We start from the raw sequence: 3232 nt of genomic DNA, 5'->3' as shown, positions 1-3232 counted from the left end.
TTCGTTCAAGGCGGACGGCTCCGCCGCCGCTTAACTCAAGCGTTAGCCTTTATTTGGAGCTGTCGTGAATCTTCAGGATTTCATACGTACCGCCCTCACTGACATCGTCGCTGGCGTCGCGGAGGCGAGCAGCTCTGCAAACGGGCACGGTGCAAGCATCGGTTCCATGAAGCTTTACGGTTGGACCAAGGAGAATAAGATTCTTACCGATGAGGGTGGTCATCCTGTTGCTACTGTTGAATTCGACATTGCCCTGACTGAAGCCAACTCTAAAGACACAAAAGGCGGCATCGGCGTGTATTTAGGGGCGGTTGGTCTTGGTTCGCAAGGTGCCTCACATGGTGAGGCATCCGTCCATTCACGCATCAAGTTCTCAGTCCCAATCGTCTTGCCAGCAGCAAAGCGAGGCTAACAACTCATCCAAGCGGACGGCTTCGCCGCCGCTTAATTCAAGCGTTAGCGCCCATGTCGACACTATTTATATGCAGTTGGATCGCTCTGGCCGCTGACATCGTACTGTTCAACGTCCTCTACTTCTGTGTGGTTCTTTTGCGGGTAAACGATTCTGGGGGCAAGGTTGCGAGCGACGCACTTTTCAATTTTGGTCCGCTGCGTTACGTGCCAAAGTATCTAGAGCTTCTGACACCACAGGAAAGTTCACGGTGGTACAACATCTTCATCAAGCACTGCTTCGCAATCACAATAGCTCTCGTTCTGGTTTTTCTGGCTTCACTAGCGCTGCCGTAACTTCGGGGTAGCGCTAACAACTCGTTCAAGGCGGACGGCTTCGCCGCCGCTTAACTCAAGCGTTAGAGTGCATCATGCGTGACATCGACGGGATCGAAAAAGTCGTAGAGCGTCTCAAGCCGCACATGGCTGAGATTGAGGCACGCTTTCACGAAGAAAATGCGCGATTTATTTCTTTGATGGGGAAGCCTCATGATTTGCTCGGCAGGCTGCTCAAGTGCCATTTGGTAGTCGAGCACTACTTGGGGCGCTTCCTGTCTGAGCACTTCGGCATCGAGGATGTGGAGAGCGCAAAGCTGGGCTTCTTTAACAAAGCAATGTTGCTCCCAACGAGGGCATCCAGCGCTGCTTTCGTGAAGCCGGGCGTTCTGCGGCTCAACAAACTTCGCAATCAAACAAGCCATAACCTGGGCGTAGACGTTGCCTTCGATCAGCTGGGCCCCATCCACGATGTGCTCGCTATCGCACGAGCTGGTGCAAAGTTTGCTGAGCCTATCGAAGCAATTGAGGCGTTTACTACCGTTGCCTGCACTTGGCTGATCGTGCCACCAAAAGAGCATCAGCAACTATTCAACGACGCATTTTCCGAGATCCGCGTAAATGCACTCTAACCAGTCATTCGAGGCGGACGGCTGCGCCGCCGCTCAATTCCAGCGTTAGGCTCAATGGTGTGGTTCCCAATGTTCTGGAAGAAGCTCAAAGTGCAGCACCCCGAGTTTGGGACCCTCACCTATTCGAGCGACTCCTGGGCCTCGGCTGATTTTCCGTCAAGCGTTGGCCCAATCTATGTGCGCGTCCCAGGTGACAAGAGCGGTCCAAACGGCGAGGCGATATCTAACGCGCAGGCCTTGATGAGCGACCTTCCATCCATCGTCAACACGGCGGAACGGTTTGCCTTGTCGGACACGAACACACGTGAGTTCATGGAGTACAACGGCGACCTGACCCTAGACGGCCTTGCATTTGATGTAGAGCCGGGCACATTCACTGTTGCCTTTGGTCTCACTGAGTGGCCTGACGCAATGATTGATGTGGCGTTTCGTGAGGGAAACCCCGTCGAAGTGCTGCTCGCGGATTGAGCCTAACCAATCGTTCAAGCGGACATTTGGGCCGCACCCAGCATGCTCCCGATCTTGTAACATGCTGGGCGCGGCCCAAATGCCGCTTAACTCCGGCGTTAGGTGTCGAGGTGGCCCTTGCCATGAAAGAAGCCGAGTACAACGATTTCATCGTCAATGGCTATCAAGATGCTTTGTCATGCTTGGCAATGGAGTTCCGCAGCTCTCGCTCTGACCATGAGAAGCAGGCAAAGGTTGTGCTTGCTTACAACTCCATCCTTGATCTTCTGCTCTCTTTAGGTTGGTCAGCAGGCCTAGACCCTGACTCGGAGCTGCCCGATGGCCTTATCCTCAATCGATACATTGAAATTACACGTAGCAGGCCGCTGTCGTATGTCTCACAAGAATCCGGCAACACCTAACCACTCGTTCAAGGCGGACGGCTGCGCCGCCGCTTAACTCAAGCGTTAGAGCCCTGCATGACGTTTCCTGCACCATCCAACGACGAGATCGAGTCCGTTGAGCGTGAGCTCGGGCACACGCTGCCACCTGCACTCCTTCATCTCTATGCCACTCGTGGCAATGGTGGCTTCGGCCCGGCTTACGGCTTGCTGGGTCTTGCTTCCGGCCATCTCACAGACCTCGGCGACGCCGCTGTGAGCCTCTATCGCACCTTTTGCTTGCCAGACCCTGATGCACCGGACTGGGTTTGGCCTCGCAATCTGCTGCCCATTCTTCATGTTGGCTGCGGAATTCATTACTGCATAGACTTGGCTTCACCCAACAATGTGGTCATCAAGTTCGACCCGAACGGTTACGCTCCAGGAGACGACTGGAGTGGTGCATTTACAGTAGCTTCTCCTTCGCTGGAGCCTTGGTTGGCAGGGCTCTAACACATCATTCAAGGCGGACGGCTTCGCCGCCGCTTAACTCAAGCGTTAGCGCTCATGACGGCACTATTCATTTCAACCTGCTTCGCTTTGCTAGCCGTCATCGTGCTGTTCAATGTTTTGTACTTCTGCGTTGTCCTTTTGCGCATAGGTGACACCGGCGGCAAAGTGAGTGGCGATGCTCTTTTTAACTTCCGCCAGCAGAGATATGTCGCCAAATATCTGGCACTTCTCACAGCGCAAGAGCAGTCACGGTGGTACAACATTTTCCTCAAGCACTCTCCCACCATCACGCTCGTACTGTTCTTTGTTTGCATGTCATCTCTTGCGCTATCGTTTCTGCACGACGGGCGCTAACCGTTCGTTCAAGGCGGACGGCTTCGCCGCCGCTTAACTCCAGCGTTAGCCCTCATGGGAGATTCACTGACATGAAGCTTTTTGGTTACCTAGCATCAGCCTCGGAGCAGCAGGCCCCCTTGGAGCTTTCCGAGACGACGCTATTGGCCAGTCCCGCAAAGCTCAGGGAAATCGCTGGCT

6 protein-coding genes are annotated in these 3232 nt (G+C 54.3%); all 6 read left to right on the top strand.

Annotated features, from left to right (window positions below; all coding sequences use genetic code 11):
* Nucleotides 1–64: 64 nt before the first annotated feature.
* The 6 genes from UUA_RS19045 to UUA_RS17835 all read left to right on the top strand — a co-directional run bounded on the left by UUA_RS19045 (nucleotide 65) and on the right by UUA_RS17835 (nucleotide 3052).
* Entirely contained in the window at nucleotides 65–412 is a 348-nt protein-coding gene (locus UUA_RS19045) for a hypothetical protein (RefSeq protein WP_081491601.1), read from the top strand.
* A gap of 409 nt (nucleotides 413–821) precedes the next feature.
* Nucleotides 822–1358 carry a hypothetical protein gene (locus UUA_RS17850; RefSeq protein ID WP_008439482.1) on the top strand — a complete coding sequence of 179 codons (537 nt, stop codon included), beginning with the start codon at nucleotides 822–824 and terminating at the stop codon, nucleotides 1356–1358.
* 69 nt (nucleotides 1359–1427) lie between these two features.
* Nucleotides 1428–1826, top strand: coding sequence for a hypothetical protein (locus tag UUA_RS17845; RefSeq protein ID WP_008439481.1), 399 nt, complete (start codon nucleotides 1428–1430; stop codon nucleotides 1824–1826).
* 122 nt (nucleotides 1827–1948) lie between these two features.
* Nucleotides 1949–2227 (top strand): hypothetical protein, encoded by a 279-nt coding sequence (locus tag UUA_RS19515; RefSeq protein WP_153022953.1) that lies wholly within the window; start codon nucleotides 1949–1951, stop codon nucleotides 2225–2227.
* A gap of 57 nt (nucleotides 2228–2284) precedes the next feature.
* Nucleotides 2285–2698, top strand: a complete 414-nt coding sequence (locus tag UUA_RS19040; protein ID WP_081491600.1) for an SMI1/KNR4 family protein — start codon at nucleotides 2285–2287, stop codon at nucleotides 2696–2698.
* 54 nt (nucleotides 2699–2752) lie between these two features.
* Nucleotides 2753–3052 carry a hypothetical protein gene (locus UUA_RS17835; protein ID WP_008439479.1) on the top strand — a complete coding sequence of 100 codons (300 nt, stop codon included), beginning with the start codon at nucleotides 2753–2755 and terminating at the stop codon, nucleotides 3050–3052.
* The last annotated feature ends 180 nt before the right edge of the window (nucleotides 3053–3232 follow it).

The sequence above is a fragment of the Rhodanobacter thiooxydans LCS2 genome (genome assembly GCF_000264375.1).
Taxonomy (GTDB): domain Bacteria; phylum Pseudomonadota; class Gammaproteobacteria; order Xanthomonadales; family Rhodanobacteraceae; genus Rhodanobacter; species Rhodanobacter thiooxydans.
This window is presented reverse-complemented; position numbering and strand designations above follow the sequence as displayed.